Source organism: Bacillus sp. K7, assembly GCF_053903245.1.
Genome location: NZ_CP096406.1, coordinates 1,531,214 through 1,550,040, shown reverse-complemented (window position 1 = coordinate 1,550,040; position 18,827 = coordinate 1,531,214). Strand labels below are relative to the sequence as shown.

Sequence of the window (18,827 nt, the reverse complement as noted above, 5' to 3'; positions counted from 1 at the left end):
ATGATATACACTCTTGTTTTTTATGCTTTTTCAATTTCGAGAAGAAGATCTCCCGTTTGGATCGGCTCGCCATTTTTCACATGAACCTGCTTGATTGTTCCTGAGAAAGGCGCCTGAACCGTTGTTTCCATTTTCATCGCTTCATTGATCATCAAATGATCACCTTTATTGACTTTTGTACCTGCCTCAGTCAACACCTTAATAACCGTTCCAGGCATGGAGGCTGCGATGTGGCTTGGATTTGTCCGGTCCGCTTTCAGCTTTTCCTGAACGGAAGACTTAATGCTTTCATCTTTAATCACAACTTCACGCGGCTGCCCGTTCAGTTCAAAATAAACGACACGAGTGGCATCAGGCTGGGGCTCGCCGATTGAAATCAGCTTAACAATCAATGTTTTCCCGCGCTCAATTTCCACTTCTATTTCTTCACCCAATGTCATGCCATAGAAAAATGTCGGGGTATCTAATACCGAAATGTCTCCATAGTTTTCTGCTGTTTTCACATAATCAGAGAAGACTTTAGGATAAAGGGCATACGCAACAGCATCTTGATCTGAAATCTCCAAGTTATGCTGCTCTTTAAATTCTTGTTTGATTGCTTCAAAAGATACCGGCTCAAGCAATTCTCCTGGTCTGACCGTAATCGGCTCCTGTCCCTTTAAGATCATCTTTTGGAGTTTTTCAGGGAATCCGCCATGAGGCTGGCCGATATTACCTTTGAATAACTCAACAACTGAATCAGGGAAATCCAATGATTCGCCTTTTTCGTAGACGTCCTTTTCAGTCAAGTTGTTTTGTACCATGTATAGCGCCATATCTCCGACTACTTTTGAGGAAGGCGTGACCTTCACGATATCGCCGAACATATCGTTGACGCGTCTGTACATTGCTTTGACTTCATTCCATCGGTCGCCTAGGCCTACTCCCTTCGCTTGCTGCTGCAGGTTGCTGTATTGGCCTCCAGGCATTTCGTGCTCATAAATTTCAGTATGCGGCGACTTCATTCCGCTTTCAAATTCGCTATAGTATTTACGTACTGATTCCCAATATTGGGATAGCGTTTCAACGTTTTGGACATCCATTTCCGGACGGCAGGCGTTGCCTTCCATCGCATGATAAAACCCGCTCGCGCTAGGCTGCGACGTTAAACCCGCCATTGAGCTGACCGCCACGTCTATGATGTCAACGCCTGCTTCAACGGCTTTCGCATACATATAAATACCGTTTCCGCTCGTATCATGCGTATGCAGGTGAACCGGAATGTCGATCGTCTCTTTCAATGCAGAAACGAGTTCATATGCAGCCTGCGGTTTTAACAGCCCCGCCATATCTTTAATTCCGAGAATATGAGCTCCGGCAGTTTCAAGCTCCTTCGCCATCGACGTATAATAAGCAAGATCATATTTCGTACGGTTCTTATCAAGGATATCTCCCGTGTAACAAATCGCGGCTTCTGCCACTTTACCCGTATCACGAACCGCATCAATGGCTAAAGTCATCCCTTTTACCCAATTTAAGCTATCGAATATACGGAACACATCAATACCGGATTGAGCGGATTGCTTCACAAATTCTTTAATCACATTGTCCGGATAATTCGTATAGCCGACTGCGTTTGATGAACGAAGCAGCATCTGGAATAAGGTATTCGGCACTTCCTTTCGAAGGTCCTCCAGACGCTTCCACGGATCTTCTTTCAGGAATCGGTAGGCTACATCGAAGGTCGCGCCTCCCCACATTTCCATGCTGAATAGCTCAGGCCATAAAGCAGCCGTCGGATTTGCGATTTTTTTCAAATCATGTGATCGGAATCTCGTCGCCAATAAAGATTGGTGTGCATCCCTGAATGTTGTATCAGTTAAAAGGACAGATTTCTGTTCCTTCACCCATTTTGCAAGACCTTCTGCACCTTTTTCATCAAGGATTTGCTTTGTTCCTCTTGCATGCTCCAGATCAGCGTCCGCTTTTACGTGTATTGGCTTGTCAAACGCCGGTTTTTCTTTTTTACCGATTCCGGGGAACCCGTTCACTGTCACATTGCCGATATACGTGAGCATTTTCGTGCCGCGGTCTTTCTGTTTAGGGAAATTAAATAATTCAGGTGTTGTATCAATGAAGGACGTATCATATTGCCCTGTCAGGAATTTATCATGCTTTGCAACGTTCTCAAGGAACGGAATGTTTGTTTTAATGCCCCTGATTCTAAACTCCTGAAGGTTTCGGACCATTTTGGCCGCCGCCTGTTCAAATGTTAAAGCCCAAGTTGAAAGCTTAACGAGAAGTGAATCGTAATACGGCGTAATCACGGCGCCTTGGAAGCTGTTTCCGGTGTCAAGCCGGACACCAAAGCCGCCGCCAGAGCGGTAAGCCATAATTTTTCCTGTATCAGGCATGAAATCATTCTGCGGATCTTCAGTCGTTACCCGCGACTGAATTGCATAACCGATTGTAGAAATGTCCTTTTGCTGCGGGATATTTACTTTTTTGCTGTGAAGACTGTGCCCTTGGGCAACAAGAATCTGTGATTGTACAATATCGACACCGGTAATCATTTCCGTAATTGTATGTTCAACTTGTACGCGCGGATTTACTTCAATAAAATAGAACTCGTTGTTCGCGACAAGGAACTCAACCGTACCTGCGTTTATGTAATTCACATTTTTAGCAAGCGCAACTGCCGCTTCACAAATTTGATCTCTCAATTCAGATGACAGCGAGACACTCGGCGCTACTTCGATTACTTTTTGATGGCGCCTTTGAACGGAACAATCCCTTTCAAAAAGATGAACCACGTTGCCCTGCTTGTCTCCAATGACTTGAACTTCAATATGTTTAGGGTTTTCAATTAGTTTCTCCACATATACTTCGTCATTGCCAAAGGCTGCTTTTGCCTCTGATTTTGCACGATTATATGCTTCTTTTACTTCACTTTCATTTCTGACAATTCTCATGCCGCGCCCGCCGCCGCCAAGAGAAGCTTTAATAATCATCGGATAACCGTGAGTTTGTCCGAATTGTTCGACGGCTTCAAGCGTTTCTGCAGGACCATCGCTTCCCGGGATTACAGGAATTCCGGCTTTTTCTGCCTGTTCACGCGCCTTCACCTTGTCACCAAACATATTTAAATGTTCAGAAGTAGGGCCGATGAACACGATGCCTTCTTCTTCACAGCGTTTGGCGAATTGTATATTCTCAGATAAGAAACCGTATCCCGGATGGATTGCATCCACTTTGTTTCTTTTCGCAATATCGATGATACCCTCAATATCCAGGTAAGCATCAATCGGTTTTTTCCCTTCGCCAACCAGGTACGCTTCATCTGCTTTATAACGATGATAGGAACCGGAATCTTCTTTTGAATAGACCGCAACTGTACGAATATTTAATTCTGTACAAGCCCGGAATATACGGATTGCAATTTCTCCCCTGTTTGCTACTAACACTTTTTGTATAGATTGCTGTGACAAACTTTTTTCCCCCTTACCCGAATGGAATATAATCTATCATAAAGGAATATCCTTCCCATGTACACAGTTGTTTTTTACAGATAAACAGTTTTTTTGAGCTGCTTTTTCTTCTTTCCCTTTGATGCCACAGGCTCTTTCTTTCTCTTATTCTCTGAATATTTGATATACATGCTGATGTTGGCTAATATCCCCATACTTGCCAGCAGCAGCACTAAAGAAGACCCTCCGTAGCTGATAAACGGCAGCGTAACTCCTGTAATGGGAATTAATCCGCTGACACCGCCAAGGTTAATAAACGATTGGATGGCGATCATGCTTGAAATACCGATTGCTAGAAGACTTCCAAACGGGTCCTCGCATTTTCTGGCTATATAAAAACCTTTTATGACGATAAACCCCAACAGAATAATCACAAACAATACCCCAAAAATACCAAGTTCTTCGGCAATGACAGCCATGATAAAGTCAGTATGCGACTCAGGAAGATACCCGTATTTTTGAATGCTTTCACCAAGTCCCATACCGAAAATACCACCTGATCCGATTGCATAATAAGAATTAATCACTTGCAGACCTGATGAGTCCGCATATTTAAACGGATCTTCCAGGCTCTCAAAACGATCTAAACGCTTTTCTGTCAGGATCTTGTCCTTATTTAGATAAATAATCGGGCTGACCAGGAGCAAAACAATCCCACCCAGCAAAACAAGCCTTGCCAGAGTCTTTCCGCTGAAACCGGAACACAAAATCATGCATGCCGCAATTAATCCGATAATCGCCGCTGTACCTAAGTCAGGCTGCATCGCGATCAATCCGCATAGAATGATTGTCATCACGACCGGAGGCGCAACCCCAGTTAACAAATGATCAATATAGCTTTGTTTTTTGGCGTAAACAGCCGCAAGGTATAGTATGACCACTAGCTTGACAAATTCGCCCGGCTGCAAACTCAACCCGCCAATTTTAAACCAGCTTTGCGCGTTTCCTGCAACATGCCCGAATACGAACAGCGAGATGAGCGCAAAAACAGAAACAAGCAGCATTCCTTTCTGAAACTTTTGGTGAGCCAATGCCTTGTAAGGAAACAAAGCCATGAATATAAAAAGTGCGCCACCCGCAATTAAAGCAAACAGCTGCCGCATGAAGAAAAAATTACTGCTTACTCCATACCGAGAAACAGCCGTAATCATGCTAGAACTGTATACCATCACTAAACCGAATCCGCATAGTAAAACAATCGCGAATATCAGTGAGTAATCATAAGATTTGAGCATTTTTTTTAACATAACATCCTCTTCCCTGCTTCCAACTTCCATTATCTATGGTTTTTATGTATTTATCTTTTTTATTTTACTACAATTTATCAAACGAGATGAAGAATCTCTATACGATTCGGAAGAAATGTGTAAAAAGGCCTTCTCCAAGAAAATGAGTGATAATAAGCGGTTATAAAAAAACCCAAACCGTTAATAAGTTTGAGTTTTATCATTTATTTACCTGTAAACGCGTCATGCAATGCAGACAATTCGCGCTCCAATGTGTATAAAAGGTCTTTACCGTCTTTTTCATCAACCAATCCCAGGCGGACAGCAAAATCGATTTCCCTCGAAAGCCCGAACATTTGAGTATCTAATACCTCTTCATATAAAGGACATTGAGGCATCGTTAAGTTATCCATTTGTACTCGGATCAGCTTCAAAATCTTCTCAGCGTCAACTTTTAAGAGTTCAAAAGCTTTTTGCCGATGGTCAACTATCATCTCTGAAGCCAAAAGTATCCCTCCGTTCCCCAGGCGAGTACCTAATTCTTCTATTTATCATAAAGGGTATCAGCAGAAAATGCAAGAGGATTTAAGCAGATGACATAAATTAAAAAATACTCAGTCTGTACATTTCAGACATGATTTCCAAAAGCTTCACACCCGCAATGCTGTTCCCTTTTTCGTCCAACGCCGGGCCGAAAATACCAATCCCGAAATCGTAAGGTGAAATACCCATAATCCCGCCGGATACGCCGCTTTTTGCAGGAATTCCGACCTTAATTGCAAATTCCCCGCTAGCATTATACATTCCGCACGTGACCATAAACGTTTTGCAAATTCTCGCAACATCTTTTGAGATAACCTGCTCTCCAGTCTCAGGATGTCTGCCGTTCAGCGCAAATACAGATCCGATTTTCGCCAAGTCCAAACTGTTCATTTCAATCGCACATTGCTTCGTATATAAATCCATTACCGCTTCTACATCATCTTCAAAAATACCGTACTGTTTCATATAATAACACATTGCCCGATTAATCATCGACGTGCTGTATTCGGATTCAGCCACTTCCCGGCAGTATGTAATCTGTTGGTTGTTTGTCAGCCTTCTGATAAACGTAAGTAAATAATCAAGTCTCTCTTTTACGGTTTTCCCTTTTATCAAGCTGGTCACTACCAATGCCCCGGCATTGATCATAGGGTTTAACGGCTTGCTCGGATTCACTGTTTCCAGCTTGATAATTGAATTAAACGGATCGCCGGTCGGCTCCTGTCCGACATAACTGAAAACCTTATCCTTGCCGTATTCCATTAACACCAAAGCAAGTGAGAGCACCTTCGATATACTTTGAAGCGTAAATGTTTTTTCCACGTCACCCGCTGACAGACAAGTATGATTGGAATAATAAATCGCCACTGACAGATCGTGTTGATTAGCTTTTGCCAAGGCGGGAATATAACTTGCCACCTCTCCCTTGTCCGTCACTTTTTTTGCCTCTTTCACTAAGGTTTCAAGCTCATCATTATGCCGGCATACCATGCAATCACCCTCGCTCCCTGAGCATGTCAATACACATAATTTGTACACAAAGTGACAATTCATGCGAAAACTTTTATAATTTTGGGAGAAGGGGGTTATATCATGAGTGTTATACAAGTAAAAGGCAATGTTACATATCCGATCACCATTGATCCGAGCGTGTGGATTTTTGATGATCGCAAATTTTTGTTTGACAGCAAAGGGGACAGCCAAGACATACATTTACAATCAGCCGGGGATGAATCAGACCTTGATCCTGAACGCGTCATCAGAGAGGGCCGGATTACGCCGCCTACATTGCAGACGGAAAAACAATACGAGAAGCAAAAACTAATGAACGGCAGTTTTGCCATGAAACTTGGGACTGTGCTGAAAAATGCTGAGCCTCTCAGCTCCGCGACAGAATGCGTATTTGTCACAAGTTCTGGAAAGACCGCCGTCCCTCTGGAAACCGCACTGAACAGCATTGTCCATTTCAGTGAGGCAGGCAAGCCGATTCAAGAAGGCGGCCCAGTTCATATTTATTTTGAAGATCCAGTTGATCACGATCAGCCGATTACCGATATAAAAGAAATTGAAATCATGTAAGCTTACAGCAAGTCAGCGGCAAGCTGGGCGAGACCTGATCTCTCGCCTTTCAACAGCTTCACGCTGCCTGAGATGGGTTGTCCTTTAAATCGTTCAACTACGTAGGCTAAACCATTGTTCAGACTGTCTAAATATGGGTGATCAATTTGTTCTGGATCGCCCATTAAGACAATTTTGCTCCCCTCACCGACTCTCGTCAGCAGCGTTTTTACCTCATGCCTGGTCAAATTTTGCGCCTCATCAATAATAATAAATTGGTCCGGAATGCTTCTCCCTCTAATATAAGTCAGCGCCTCCACCTGTATTGAGCCAATACCCGCCAAAATAGCCTCGAGCTCCCCCGGTTTTTTCGCATTAAACAGAAACTCCAAGTTGTCAAAAATCGGCTGCATCCAAGGCTTTAGCTTTTCCTCTTTTTCGCCGGGCAAGTAGCCAATATCCTTGCCAACAGGAACAATCGGCCTCGCGACGACCAGCTTTTTATATATTCCCAAGTCTTCTGTCTGTAACAGTCCCGCAGCCAATGCTAAAAGTGTTTTGCCGGTGCCTGCTTTTCCGATTAAGGTGACAAGCGGAATATCTTCACGCAGCAAAAGCTCTAGTGCCATTGTCTGCTGTACATTTTTCGGCCTGATTCCCCATACATGTTCATCATCAAAAACAAGCCTTTTTAAGACCGTCCCTGTTTTATCCGCCATCCCTACAGCTGAAGAAGATCCTCCCAGCTCATCTTTCATTAATGCGAATTGATTCGGGTAAAATGTGTGCTGTTTCATTTCGTTTACTGAAATTTGATTTTTCCCATAAAAAGAGCTGAACAGCTGCTGGCTAATATATAAATCCTTGTAGCCACTGTACATTTCGTCATTGTCCACAACCCTGTCATTTAAGAAATCTTCAGCATGCAGCCCGATTGCGTCCGCTTTCACTCTGACCAATACATCCTTGCTGACGAGGATAACCGGCCTTCCAGCTTCTTTCGTCTCTTCCTCGAGGCTTAAGTTTTTCGCTACAGCCAATATACGATTATCATTCGTTTTTTCAATAAAGATTTCTTGCAGCTGGTGAAACGAACGATGATTCAGTTCAATTCTCAGTGTGCCGCCGGTGTCGAGCGGAACGTGCTCATGCAGCCTTCCCTTTTGCCTTAAAGCATCGATCAGCTTAGATACGTGCCTTGCATTCCTCCCAACTTCGTCCATATACCGTTTTTTTGAATCAACCTCTTCTAACACAACAGCAGGGATGACAACCTCATTTTCTTCAAAAGAAAATATCGCGTTAGGATCCTGTAATAACACATTCGTATCTAACACATAAATTTTACTCAAGTCTCAGCCTCCTGATATAAGGGTCAAAGTTCTTCCTGCTTCTCTTACGATGAAAAAGGTGATTGCCTGCTAAAATATATGTTTTTGTGAATAAAGATAGAAGGTTAATTCAACAATAAAATTAATGAATGCATTTCAAGGAGGGAACCCGCAAGTGCGAATTCTTTTCATTATGATACAGCTGACGCTTATCCTGTCCGCATGTGCCTATCAACAAGGAAACCAGGATCAAAATGTTGAAAAAGAATCAACAAGGCAGCAGGAAACCAAACCGATTCACGTAAAGGACACAACTCAGGAGACAAAAGACAATGGGACAAGAACGGACATTGCCAAGCATCTTGTCAGCGTTGCTGAAAAAATCCCCGATGTTAAGGATGCAACAGCCGTTGTGCTGGGGGGCTATGCCGTTGTAGGCATTGATGTCGATGATAATTTGGACAGAAGCAAAGTGGAAACCATTAAATACTCTGTGGCACAAGCTCTAAAAAATGATCGACATGGTGCCAACGCAGTGGTTATTGCTGACCCGGATACGGTCAGCCGCCTAAATGAAATGAGCAGAGAAATCAGTGAAGGCCGGCCGGTGACAGGCATATTAGATGAATTGGCTGCAATAGTCGGCCGAGTGCTTCCGGAAGTGCCAAACGATGTGATTGACGATGAAGATGAGCCGCAAACAAAGCAGCAAAATGACCAATTAAACAGAAAGCAGCAGCAGGAATTGGAACAGGAGCAAAATGATCAATCTGATCACCATATGAAAAAATAATGATGATGATTAAGCTATAGCCTTGTGCTTTAGCTTTTTCTTATTTTGGACAGCTTCTGATCCATGCTATAATACATGTTAGTGAAAGAGGTGATATGATGAGGGTCAAATGTTCTATTTGCGATAAAATTGAAACAATTGATGATGATACCCTGATCGCGAAACGGCTTCGAAACCGCCCAATCCATACATATATGTGCCAGGAATGCCACGATCGGATTACCCAAAAAACAGAAGAACGGCTGAAAACGGGAAAATTCACTTTTCATCCAGGACAGCAGAAGAAAGAAAAAATCAAAAAATAAAGCGGCAGCTTTACCATACAGAACAAAAAAGACTCAGCTTCTCAGCTGAGTCTTTTTATGATTTTGCAGACTGTCCCTTTTTCGACTGATATAGCCGAATTTTGTAAATGATTAAAATCAGCGCAGCGACGACCAATCCCTCTGCCACGGGTAAAAACACACCTAAAAAGGTCAAAACTGTGCAGCCTAAAGCCAGAAAGACATACACCACTGCTGATTTTAATACCGGAAGCCGTTTAGCAAATCCAAGCTTAAATACAATAACAGCCAACACAAAAATCGTCCCGTATAAAAGCCACATGCCTGCCGCAGGCTGCCGGTCTACTTGATATAGAGCAGCAAAGAACGACAGGCGTTCACTTACGTCATTCAAAAAGATTCCCTCCCCTGTAAACGTACGGGTTCTATCTTTTCAAATTCTGCAAGAGATTAAGACAATCCTGCTGTTTTTTTCTTTTTAGCCGCTTTTTCACGTTCGTTTTTATTGAGGATTTTCTTTCTTAAACGGATGGATTCAGGCGTTACTTCACAGTATTCATCTTCGTTTAAGTACTCTAGAGATTCCTCAAGAGACATGATGCGCGCTTTTTTAATTGTTGTTGTCTGATCCTTTGTCGCGGAGCGGACGTTCGTCTGCTGTTTCATTTTGCTGACGTTAACAACAAGATCGTTGTCACGGTTATGCTCTCCAACAATCATTCCTTCGTATACTTCAGTACCCGGTTCAACGAAGATGACACCGCGGTCTTCAATCCCTTGAATACCATAAGATGTCGCTTTTCCGTTTTCCATTGATACAAGCACACCTTGACGGCGGCCGCCGACTTGGCCCGCCTGCATCGGCTGGTAGCTGTCAAACGTATGGTTGAGAATACCAAAGCCGCGTGTTAATGATAAGAACTCTGTGGAGTATCCGATCAGTCCGCGGGAAGGAACTGTAAAGATAAGACGGACTTGGCCGTTACCATTGTTGATCATGTCAATCATTTCGCCTTTGCGGGCACCCATTGACTCCATGACAGAGCCTGTATGCTCTTCAGGAACATCAATTTGCACACGCTCAACAGGCTCACAGCGTACGCCGTCGATTTCTTTGATGATAACTTCAGGTTTTGAAACTTGAAGCTCATAACCTTCACGGCGCATATTTTCAATTAAAATTGACAAGTGAAGCTCACCGCGCCCGGAAACAACCCAAGCATCTGGAGAAGCTGTCGGCTCAACACGCAAACTCACATCCGTCTGAAGCTGTGAATGAAGACGTTCTTCAATTTTGCGGGCTGTTACATATTTACCTTCACGGCCTGCGAACGGGCTGTTATTCACGACAAATGTCATTTGAAGTGTCGGTTCATCAATGCGAAGCACTGGAAGCGGATCTTGATGGTCTACAGGGCAGACCGTTTCACCTACGTTAATATCTTCCATACCGGAAACCGCAACGAGGTCTCCCGCTTTTGCTTCTTCAATTTCCACCCGCTTTAAGCCTTGAAAACCGAAAATCTTTGTTACACGGAATGATTTAGCCGTTCCGTCAAGCTTCATAAGAGAAACCTGCTGACCGACTTTCATCGTACCGCGGAATACGCGTCCGATTCCGATACGGCCTACATAGTCGTTGTAGTCAAGAAGGGCAACTTGGAATTGAAGCGGCTCCTCTGCATTTTCAACAGGTGCCGGAACATGCTTAATAATGGTTTCATATAAAGATTCCATGTTTTCATCCTGCTGTTTCGGATCAAGACTCGCTGTACCATTAATTGCTGAAGCATATACCACTGGGAATTCAAGCTGCTCTTCATTGGCATCAAGCTCAATGAACAAATCAAGAACCTCATCGATCACTTCCTCAGGACGAGCAAAGTCACGGTCAATTTTGTTGACAACAACAACCGGGTTCAGGTTTTGCTCAAGGGCTTTTTTCAGAACAAAACGAGTTTGAGGCATACAGCCTTCATATGCGTCAACGACAAGAAGTACGCCGTCAACCATTTTCATAATCCGTTCTACCTCTCCCCCAAAGTCTGCGTGTCCAGGGGTATCCAAAATATTGATGCGTGTATCTTTATAGTTAATCGCCGTATTTTTCGCCAAAATTGTAATGCCGCGTTCGCGTTCAAGATCATTAGAGTCCATTGCGCGTTCAGCAACCTGTTCGTTGGCACGGAACGTACCAGCTTGATGTAAAAGCTGATCGACTAGAGTCGTTTTTCCATGGTCAACGTGGGCAATAATCGCGATGTTGCGAAGATCGTTTCGAAGTTTCACTTTTTCATCTCCTAAAAAAATTAGATAACTTTCATATTATACCACACTTCCTCTTTAAAAGCGTCACGTTTTTCAGTAAACTTACTATAAGACGTAAAAGGGGATGGAAAATATGAAAAAAACGAATTGGCTTTTCCTATTATTTGCATTTGCAGCGGTTTTCAGCATAATGCTGATCGGCGTCTTTATCGCTGAAAAAAGCGCCATAGGCATTGCAGGGAGCATTGTACTCGTTTGCGCCGTTATGGGCGGCGGATTTACATTAAAAAAGAAAATGCGCGAGCAGGGCTTGCTTGATTAAAAGCTTTGCCCGGCCGGAAACATTATAATCAAAAAACACCGCAAAGATAGCGGTGTTTTTCATTTCACCAAGACTTATCTCCCCTGTTTCTTAGTCGGGAAGATGCAAAACGGCATTTCATACATCGCCAATCGTCTTAAAATGACACATGTCACCAGCAAAAAGTAGTTCGGCAATGATATACATAACATATCTTAGAGCCTATTTTTAATACACCAGTATATCCCTATAATGGAATTTGTATCACAATTCATAAAAGGGAGAGAAAAAAACATGAAGAAAATATTTGTAAAAAAAGCGATGCTAACGACTGCCGCACTAACCTCAGCTGCTCTATTCACGTTCGGCCCTGATGCAGCCAGCGCAAAAACTCTGGCTGATAACACGACTGTCCATGTTCAGCATGAGACAATCACAAACGAAGATCTCAATGCATTCATCGATATATTAAATCAAAGTATATACGAACAAGACGGTGTGTATTATTTTGACAGCGAAAAAGCTGTTGAGTTAGGAATGACAAATGAAGAGGCTCAAATAATCGCAACATTATGGGAGTCGACATCAGAATTTTTCAGCGTCGTTGCAAAATGTCTGTATGTCGAGGACGGAAATTACAAATTTGATACAGAAAAAGCAGTTGAACTTGGCTTCACAGAAAACGAAGCACTCGCTCTTGAACAATTGTTCTCCGCTGCTTCCCTAAAGATTCACATTCTTCAAGCAGCCATTGTATTACAAGACGGTGTATACAGCTATGATAAAGAGGCAGCGGTACAAGCAGGGGCGTCACCTTCGCAAGCTGACGTGTATGAAAAATTCTTCAGTGCTCTGTCACAAGAACAGCTTGCTGCAATCTACGACATGATTCATCCTCAAGCTTAATCTAAAAAAGCGCTTGCCGGTATCGGACAAGCGCTTTTCTTTATATCAGCAGTTTGATGATCAGCATCACGGCAACCGCCGCTCCAAACCAGCAAGCAGCTTTAACGATCAGCAAACCGTAGTACCTCTGTTTAAACCGCAATTCTTCTTCCGGCAGAAAAGCCTCCTCAACGGCTTGTCCACCTTCCCATTCAAAAGGCTCAGCCATCATCTCATACATTTCTCTGCATTTGCTGCATGTCTTTAAATGCTCTTCAATGACGTGTTCCGTTTCACATTTACAATCACCTTCAAGATACAGAGGGAGCAGGTCTCTTACTAGAAAGCAGGTCATATCCGCTCCTCCTCTCTTCTTTTCGTTATGTTTTTCTTTAGCTCTAATCTCGCCCGGTGCAGTGTGGTTTTCACCTTTGAAAGGCTCCATCCCAATATCTCAGCGATTTCTTCATAAGAAAGCTCTTGAAATTCTCTTAAAATCAGAACGGATTGATACTGATCTTTTAACTGCAGAAGCTCCTGCCTTAGGGTCTCACTTTCTACAGTCCGTGACAGATACTGTTCAGGCTGCTCATAAGTGGCTTGCGTTAATCCTTCATTCTTGCTGATATCAGTAAATTGGTATTTGACATCCCTGCGGTACCAATTGACAAAAGTGTGATGGGCAATGGTGTAAAGCCACGTTCTAATGGAAGAATGTCCCCTGAACGAAGTCAGGCCGTTAAGAGCCTTCACAAACGTGTCCTGCGCTAAGTCCTTGGCTGTTTCGAGATGATGAGTTCTTCTGAATAAGTAATTTAAAATTTCTTGGTAATACTGTCGATACAAGTCCTCAATAGAATCCCTGTGCTTCATTAAAAGTAAAACCACACCGTCATCCAAATGGCCATTAAAATGAAACAGGCATACATGGCAGTCAAGTATACTTTCATATGTCTGATTTGGCTCTCTTCTTCAGCATCCGGGCTTCTCTCTGAACAAGATTCACTCTTTAAGCCCTCTACATTCTTTTGAAATAACGGCTCTTACTGTTTCATCCATTTCATTGATTCATCCTCTAGCTCTCCTTCTTTATATAGATCATATAAATCTAAAAATACAGACGCTTTTTCTTTATGATTCATAAAGACTTTTCACCTCTTGTGTGTCTCCATCCACCACATAAGCATCATGGCGGTTTGAGCCAAACGGCTGAATAATGATCAGCCATGCATAATGGCGTTCATTTCCACTTCGAACGATGATCGGACGCATGCGTTTTTTGTAAATGACATCCGGATATTCCGAAGCTACTTTTTCATAAGCCAATTTGCCATTACGATACGTATACGGAAATGTCTTATCTGATGTATCACTGTAAGCATAAACGTGTAACAGTCCCTGATCTTCAAAAAACTCGTACATGTTAGATGAATCATGATACACTACCCCATCACTCTGCCTGCTTTTTTTCATTTCTGATACATCAGCATCGAAGACCGATAATATCTGCCGCTGCAGCTGGTTGTTTTTCAGTGAAATATTCTTTTTCATTGGAAGCGAAAGACTATGTAAGCAACCGGATTCACTCTCGAATTCCAAAACAATTCCATCCCTAGTTTCAACGCGCACCAAGTTACCAAGCATGCTGTCGATTTCAATATCTGCGATTTGATAAGTCTCTTTCGGTATTTTTAAATCTGTAAACATTTCATTCACTTTATTATGTATGTCCTGTTCTGTGATATGAACATGCTGAAGAGAATCAAGCTGATAAATCGAAGGGTCTTCGCTAAAGCCCATTAAGGTTTCCTTTTCCCAATAAAATACAGCTCCATCATCATGATCTTTTTTATGAAATTGATTTTTCAGGAATATACGAACGGCTGTCTGGCCGTCTTCCTTAGATACCGTTGTTTCGATATGATCCTTATTTAACACACGTCCGTGCTGCTCAAGGAAAGCAATGGACTTCCGTACGTACTCCTGATCAATCAGCGTTTTCCCATGCGGTTTTTTCAAATACTGATAATTACGTATCAGCTGGGATACTTCATCGACATCTGCCTCATAATTCATGCTTTTAAATGAGTAGAAATAATGCACATCCATGTTTGTACCGCGCAAATACAATATCTCATCCGCAGGAAAAAACGACTTTAGAATCTGTTCCGCTTTTTCAGATGAAATGTGCTCTCCTACAAAATTGAATGAGTCATGAACATTTGCTGGCTTTGATACCGCGAAAGCAGCCGTTCCTACGTTATAGATCGGATTTAAGAGCAAGATAAAAAACACAATGACAGCCATCGTCAGCCACTTATTCACACGCACATAAACTTTGCCTGACTTTTGAAACAGATGATAGCTCATCAAAAATCCCGCCATTGTCAAATAAATCGAGTATGGCATCACTGCAGCATAATCAATGAAGGTATGCCCAGAAAATGGGACAAGCAGCAAGACGAGCAATCCGATAATCAGCGTATAAAATAAACCTAGTAAAAACTTATTTGTTCTCCAATACAGCTTGAAAAACAATAGATTCAATACAATAGGAAGAATAATGATGAAAAACAGAAACCCGAATACAATCAGCTCGACCCCATCCGGGTATTCCTTCCAATACGAAAAGAAACTGAATATCATTTGTACGATCGGCAAACTGACAACGGCAAGATCGAACGTATAAAACATGCCTTTTCCACCATGATTACAAGGCATCAGCATATAGTGAAAAGCCGTCAGCAGCACATACCCGTATAACAAAAAATGCACCAGCGGCAGCAGTTCATTGCCGTCCTCTCTTAAGTAAGCGCTGGTAAAGTTTGTAGCCTGTACCTGATGAATGAGTTCAACAGACACCCCGGCCAGCAACACAATCCGTAATAAGACACCTGCCAAAAACATCGTGCTGTACCGGTTTATTTTGGGGTGATGCACCACTAGATATATGCACGCCAGAACAACAATTGACCATTGGATCAGCAAGGTGCTTTGTCTGCTTAATATAAAATAACGTTCAAAATGCAATACATAATGACTGAATACATCCAACACGAACAACAATCCTTTACTTCTTATTAAGGCCTCACTCGGTTAGACAGCCGGCTTATCAAAAAGTTTCAAGAAGAAACAAAAATATCTCATCTTCCTCTTGATATGTAAAAACATAACTCTAGCAATGAGCCATCACATGACACTCGACTCATCTTGATATTATTCAACAAAAATAAACACAGGACAATTCTATCAATTTTGTCTAGTTATGTTAGTTTTTGTTGAGTATTCCAGAATGCCAGTTTAATATAACAATATAAAGATTATTCTGTATTTTCTAAAAGGGGGATTTATTGTGGGTTTAGGTAAGAAATTGTCTATTGTTGTCGCTGCATCGTTTATGAGTTTGTCAATCAGCCTTCCAGGTGTTCAGGCTGCTGAAAATCCTCAGCTAAAAGAGAATCAAACACATTTCCTCTCCAAAAATGCAATTGCACAATCAGGGCTATCTGCACCAAATGACAAGGCTGTCAAACAGTTTTTGAAAAAGAACAACAACATTTTTAAAGGTGACCCTGCCAAAAGGCTGAAGCTTGTTGAAAGCACGACCGACGCCCTTGGATACAAGCACTTTCGTTATGCCCCTGTGGTTAATGGGGTGCCTATTAAAGATTCACAAGTAATCATTCACGTCGATAAGTCCGATAATGTCTATGCGGTCAATGGTGAATTACACAATCAATCAGCTGCTAAAACAGAAAACAGACAAAAAGTCTCTTCTGACAAAGCGCTGGCACTCGCTTTCAAAGCCATTGGTAAATCACCAGACGCTGTTTCTAACGGAATGGCCAAAAACAGCGATAAAGCCGAGTTAAAAGCCGTAGAAACAAAGGACGGCAGCTATCGTCTTGCTTATGACGTGACGATTCGCTACATCGAGCCTGAACCCGCAAATTGGGAAGTCTTAGTTGATGCCGAAACAGGCGACATTTTAAAACAGCAAAATAAAGTAGAGCATGTTGCCACCACTGGAACCGGAACAACTTTAAAGGGCGCAACTGTTCCTTTAAATATCTCTTATGAAAGCGGAAAATACGTTCTAAGAGATCTTTCAAAACCAACAGGCACGCAAATCATCACATATGACTTGCAAAACAGACAAAGCCGCCTTCCGGGAACGCTTGTCTCAAACACAACGAAAGCATTCACATCTTCATCCCAACGGGCAGCAGTTGACGCCCACTATAACCTTGGTAAAGTATATGATTATTTTTATTCGACATTTAAACGAAACAGCTATGATAATAAAGGCAGCAAGATCGTTTCTTCCGTTCACTACGGCACTAAATACAACAATGCTGCATGGACAGGGGACCAAATGATTTACGGTGACGGCGACGGTTCATTCTTCTCTCCGCTTTCCGGCTCTTTAGATGTGACTGCGCATGAAATGACACATGGTGTTACTCAAGAAACTGCCAACCTGATCTATGAAAATCAGCCAGGGGCATTGAACGAATCTTTCTCTGACGTATTCGGTTACTTTAACGATACAGAAGACTGGGATATCGGTGAAGACATTACGGTTAGCCAGCCGGCTCTCCGCAGCCTGTCCAATCCAACAAAATACGGTCAGCCTGACCATTACGCCGATTACAGAAATCTTCCAAACACAGATGAAGGCGATTATGGCGGCGTACACACAAACAGCGGAATTCCAAATAAAGCCGCTTACAATACCATTACAAAGCTTGGTGTCTCTAAATCACAGCAAATCTATTACCGTGCGTTAACAACGTACCTCACGCCTTCTTCCACGTTCAAAGATGCCAAGGCAGCTCTTATTCAGTCTGCCCGCGACTTGTACGGCTCAACTGATGCCGCAAAAGTTGAAGCGGCCTGGAATGCTGTTGGATTGTAATGTGGGACAAGCCTGAGATCACTCAGGCTTGTTTCGTTATATGTAACAATATGAATCAACCAAACATCAGGGTTGAGGAGGACTTCCAATTATCTTCCATCCCTATGCAAAAAAGAGTAATATATATTGACAAAAAAATTTATTTATGCTATAATTTACTATTAATATATTTGTTTGTATAATAAGATTCTCCTGGCCAGGGGAATCTTATTTTTTTATGGGAGGATCATTTCATGAAGAAAAATGAGTCCAGCTTAACGTCTTTGATTTCAGCTTATGCCCGTGCGTATCACAGCCAATATGACACATCTCTCATTTTTGACGATTTTATCGCAAAAGATCTCATTAACGAAGAAGAGTTTACCAACATTAGCAAGAATATGATTCAAGGAATATCGTTTTTCAACAAAGAGATCACCGATCGTCTGCAACATGATCCAGAAGAGATATTAAAGTGGGTTACACAAGTACAGCTTTCCCCGACGCCCTTAGCACGTGCTTCGTATTGCGAAAAAGTCTTGCACAACGAATTAATGCTGGGAGCAAAGCAATATGTCATTCTTGGCGCCGGATTGGATACTTTCTGTTTTCGGCATCCTGAATTAGAAAACACGTTACAAGTTTTCGAAGTTGATCATCCGGCCACACAGCAATTCAAAAAGAGTAAGCTGAAGGAGGCTAAGCTGACCATCCCTGATTTTCTTCACTATGTTCCTATGGATTTTACCAAAACGTTTTCCTATCAGCCTCTTATAAATGAAGGATTTGAAAACATAAAAACATTCTTTAGCCTTCTGGGAGTCTCTTATTATATAACAAAAGAAGAAAATGCAAGCCTGATTACACAATTATTTTCTCATGTCCCCTCAGGGAGTTCTATCGTTTTTGATTATGCCGATGAAACACTCTTTACTGCAAAAGGGAAGTCAAATCGAGTTGAACATATGGTGAAGATGGCTGCTGCAAGCGGAGAACCAATGACATCATGTTTTACTTATCAAGAAATGGAACAAATGTTAGAGTCAGCAGGTTTACTGATCTATGAACATCTAACACCCGACGACATTCATGACCTTTTCTTTGGCAATCGAACAGACGATTTATCGGCGTTTGAAACGATTCATTATATTCATGCGGTGAAAAAATAATGTTTCTTTTATCATAGATTCGCCTCTCATTTTCGGGAGGCTTTTTATGGTTAACAGCTTACAAAAA

At 42.2% G+C, this 18,827-nt stretch carries 17 protein-coding genes and 1 pseudogene; 7 read left to right on the top strand and 11 right to left on the bottom strand.

From position 1 onward, the window contains the following. Window positions 1–20: 20 nt before the first annotated feature. The 4 genes from pyc to glsA all read right to left on the bottom strand — a co-directional run bounded on the left by pyc (window position 21) and on the right by glsA (window position 6,265). On the bottom strand, window positions 21–3,467 hold the full coding sequence (gene pyc, locus M1D98_RS07875) for a pyruvate carboxylase (RefSeq protein ID WP_268559560.1): 3,447 nt from the start codon (window positions 3,465–3,467) through the stop codon (window positions 21–23). A 74-nt stretch (window positions 3,468–3,541) separates the two neighbouring features. Beyond that, entirely contained in the window at window positions 3,542–4,753 is a 1,212-nt protein-coding gene (locus M1D98_RS07870; protein WP_121642510.1) for an FtsW/RodA/SpoVE family cell cycle protein, read from the bottom strand. Between the two features lie 203 nt (window positions 4,754–4,956). After that, the gene (locus M1D98_RS07865; RefSeq protein ID WP_003221339.1) at window positions 4,957–5,238 is read right to left on the bottom strand and encodes a YlaN family protein; all 282 of its coding nucleotides are present in this window, start codon (window positions 5,236–5,238) and stop codon (window positions 4,957–4,959) included. 97 nt (window positions 5,239–5,335) lie between these two features. Continuing rightward, a complete protein-coding gene (glsA, locus tag M1D98_RS07860) occupies window positions 5,336–6,265 on the bottom strand; it encodes a glutaminase A (RefSeq protein ID WP_010328425.1) in 930 nt (309 codons plus the stop codon). A gap of 102 nt (window positions 6,266–6,367) precedes the next feature. On the opposite strand from glsA, the gene M1D98_RS07855 reads away from it, so the two are divergent. After that, a complete protein-coding gene (locus M1D98_RS07855; protein ID WP_010328426.1) occupies window positions 6,368–6,853 on the top strand; it encodes a hypothetical protein in 486 nt (161 codons plus the stop codon). Between the two features lie 2 nt (window positions 6,854–6,855). Here the strand turns inward: M1D98_RS07855 and M1D98_RS07850 are convergent, their stop codons facing one another. Further along, window positions 6,856–8,184: a PhoH family protein gene (locus tag M1D98_RS07850; protein WP_010328427.1), complete on the bottom strand. Its 1,329-nt coding sequence runs from the start codon at window positions 8,182–8,184 to the stop codon at window positions 6,856–6,858. A gap of 154 nt (window positions 8,185–8,338) precedes the next feature. Here M1D98_RS07850 and M1D98_RS07845 point away from each other — a divergent pair, with 154 nt between their 5' ends. Both M1D98_RS07845 and M1D98_RS07840 read left to right on the top strand, forming a co-directional pair. After that, window positions 8,339–8,956, top strand: coding sequence for a YhcN/YlaJ family sporulation lipoprotein (locus M1D98_RS07845; protein ID WP_010328428.1), 618 nt, complete (start codon window positions 8,339–8,341; stop codon window positions 8,954–8,956). A 95-nt stretch (window positions 8,957–9,051) separates the two neighbouring features. Continuing rightward, on the top strand, window positions 9,052–9,261 hold the full coding sequence (locus M1D98_RS07840; protein WP_082022514.1) for a YlaI family protein: 210 nt from the start codon (window positions 9,052–9,054) through the stop codon (window positions 9,259–9,261). A gap of 55 nt (window positions 9,262–9,316) precedes the next feature. Here M1D98_RS07840 and M1D98_RS07835 read toward each other — a convergent pair whose 3' ends face one another. Then, the gene (locus M1D98_RS07835; protein WP_003232274.1) at window positions 9,317–9,634 is read right to left on the bottom strand and encodes a YlaH-like family protein; all 318 of its coding nucleotides are present in this window, start codon (window positions 9,632–9,634) and stop codon (window positions 9,317–9,319) included. Between the two features lie 56 nt (window positions 9,635–9,690). Then, complete coding sequence (gene typA / locus M1D98_RS07830; RefSeq protein WP_010328432.1) at window positions 9,691–11,529, bottom strand: translational GTPase TypA; 1,839 nt, start codon at window positions 11,527–11,529, stop codon at window positions 9,691–9,693. A gap of 112 nt (window positions 11,530–11,641) precedes the next feature. On the opposite strand from typA, the gene M1D98_RS07825 reads away from it, so the two are divergent. Next, the gene (locus M1D98_RS07825; protein ID WP_010328433.1) at window positions 11,642–11,830 is read left to right on the top strand and encodes a YlaF family protein; all 189 of its coding nucleotides are present in this window, start codon (window positions 11,642–11,644) and stop codon (window positions 11,828–11,830) included. 273 nt (window positions 11,831–12,103) lie between these two features. After that, window positions 12,104–12,715 carry a hypothetical protein gene (locus M1D98_RS07820; protein ID WP_010328434.1) on the top strand — a complete coding sequence of 204 codons (612 nt, stop codon included), beginning with the start codon at window positions 12,104–12,106 and terminating at the stop codon, window positions 12,713–12,715. Between the two features lie 40 nt (window positions 12,716–12,755). Here the strand turns inward: M1D98_RS07820 and M1D98_RS07815 are convergent, their stop codons facing one another. From M1D98_RS07815 to M1D98_RS07800, 4 genes and pseudogenes are all read right to left on the bottom strand, one after another. Beyond that, entirely contained in the window at window positions 12,756–13,049 is a 294-nt protein-coding gene (locus tag M1D98_RS07815) for an anti-sigma factor family protein (protein WP_010328436.1), read from the bottom strand. Beyond that, complete coding sequence (locus M1D98_RS07810) at window positions 13,046–13,567, bottom strand: sigma-70 family RNA polymerase sigma factor (RefSeq protein ID WP_010328437.1); 522 nt, start codon at window positions 13,565–13,567, stop codon at window positions 13,046–13,048. Before M1D98_RS07810 ends, M1D98_RS07815 begins: the two co-directional genes overlap by 4 nt. Beyond that, a pseudogene (locus M1D98_RS07805) lies at window positions 13,567–13,836 on the bottom strand (hypothetical protein). Before M1D98_RS07805 ends, M1D98_RS07810 begins: the two are co-directional and overlap by 1 nt. Then, on the bottom strand, window positions 13,826–15,760 hold the full coding sequence (locus tag M1D98_RS07800) for a hypothetical protein (RefSeq protein WP_456280168.1): 1,935 nt from the start codon (window positions 15,758–15,760) through the stop codon (window positions 13,826–13,828). Before M1D98_RS07800 ends, M1D98_RS07805 begins: the two are co-directional and overlap by 11 nt. Window positions 15,761–16,046: 286 nt before the next feature. Between M1D98_RS07800 and nprE the strand changes: the two genes are divergently transcribed. Both nprE and M1D98_RS07790 read left to right on the top strand, forming a co-directional pair. Beyond that, window positions 16,047–17,612: a neutral metalloprotease NprE gene (gene nprE, locus M1D98_RS07795; protein ID WP_456280167.1), complete on the top strand. Its 1,566-nt coding sequence runs from the start codon at window positions 16,047–16,049 to the stop codon at window positions 17,610–17,612. Window positions 17,613–17,845: 233 nt separating this feature from the next. Beyond that, window positions 17,846–18,760 (top strand): SAM-dependent methyltransferase, encoded by a 915-nt coding sequence (locus tag M1D98_RS07790; RefSeq protein ID WP_435576709.1) that lies wholly within the window; start codon window positions 17,846–17,848, stop codon window positions 18,758–18,760. The last annotated feature ends 67 nt before the right edge of the window (window positions 18,761–18,827 follow it).